Annotated in this window: 2 protein-coding genes; both read left to right on the plus strand. The window is 66.3% G+C overall.

The window, feature by feature from the left end; genetic code table 11:
• On the plus strand, positions 1–670 hold a 670-nt coding region (locus EN994_RS31055; protein WP_206530543.1), incomplete at its 5' end, for a cobaltochelatase subunit CobN.
• The coding region (gene cobG, locus EN994_RS31060; RefSeq protein ID WP_127308128.1) for a precorrin-3B synthase at positions 667–1,479 on the plus strand (813 nt) is incomplete at its 3' end. The genes EN994_RS31055 and cobG, both read left to right, overlap by 4 nt.

The raw sequence follows: 1,479 nt of genomic DNA on the forward strand, positions 1-1,479 counted from the left end.
TCTCATGTCCTCCGGCGACTGGGCGGCACGCGACGAAATCGGCCGCGCCTATCTCGACGCTACATCGCACGCCTATGGCGGCGCCGGGGGCGAAGGCATCTCCGCGCCCGGCGCCTTCGAGGGCCGCATCGCCGAAGCCGATCTTCTCGTCCACACCGGCGACGACCCCGGCCGCGACATCCTCGAGGGCTCCGCCGATGTGGCCTTCATCGGCGGCTTTTCCGCAGCACTTGCGGCGCTCGGCAGGAATGCCGACGTCATCGTGCTCGACACCACGGACCCGCAAAAGCCGAAGCCACGCTCGATCAGTGAGGCCGTAGCGCGCGTCGTGCGTGCCCGCGCCGTCAATGCCCGTTTCATCGCTGGCCAGATGCGGCACGGCCCGCGCGGTGCCTCCGAATTCGCCGAAACCGTCGACCGGCTGGTCGGCTTCGCCGAAACCACGCACGCCATTCCGGGAACGCTGATCGAGGCGGTGCATGACGCCTATGTCGGCGATCCCATGGTCCGCGCCTTCATCCTGCGCGAAAACCCCGCCGCCGCAAAAATCATCGCCGAGCGTTTCCTGTCGGCGCGCCGGCGCGGCCTCTGGCATCCCCTGCGCAATTCCATCGACGACGATTTGACGGCCCTGATTGCCGAGGCAGAAGCACTTGGGGTGGCGGCATGAGCGCCTTCTCGCGCCGCGGCGCCTGTCCGGCTTTGTCGGCACCGATGCAAACCGGCGACGGCCTGCTGGTGCGGCTCAACCCGGTTGCTGGGGGAATGTCGCCAGAGTCGTTGATCGGACTAGCCGAATCCGCTTTGCGGCACGGCAATGGCATCATGGAAGTCACCGCGCGCGGCAGTTTGCAGATACGCGGCCTGACGGCGCAAAGTGCTGCGCTGCTGGCGGCGGAGGTCGATGCGCTTGATATCGCGGTTCGCACCGGCGTGCCGGTCGAGACCGGGCCGCTGGCAGGCATTGATCCGCAAGAGATTGCCGATCCCCGGCCGCTGGCTGAACGTATCAGGGCTGCGATCGAAGAAGCTGGGCTCGTACAGCGCCTAAGACCGAAGGTGTCGGTCGTTGTGGACGGCTGCGGGCAACTCGCCATGGATGCGGTCACGGCCGACGTGCGGCTTGCTGCAACGCGCACCGATGCGGGAGTTCGGTGGCGCGTGTCTGTCGCGGGTGACGGGAGGAATGCGAGGCCGCTGGCGTTTGCCGATCAAGGTGCGGCGCGCGATATTGCCGTTGCAGCTCTAAGGATGGTTGCAGAGAAAGGCCGCGAGGCCCACGCAAGGGATTTATCGGAGAGGCAATTAGTGTCTTTGGCGGGTTGGCTGTGCTCGACGAGTTTGCGCGAGGCGCCCCCCTCTGTCCTGCCGGACATCTCCCCCTCAGGCGGGGAGATTGGCAGCTTCGACGCCGGCTTTTCCTTAACAGCACCGGAGATTGGCGAAACCATCGGTGACGGCGTAATCTCCCCCCTAGAG

The sequence above is a fragment of the Mesorhizobium sp. M7A.F.Ca.CA.002.09.1.1 genome (assembly GCF_003998555.1).
Classification (GTDB): domain Bacteria; phylum Pseudomonadota; class Alphaproteobacteria; order Rhizobiales; family Rhizobiaceae; genus Mesorhizobium; species Mesorhizobium ciceri.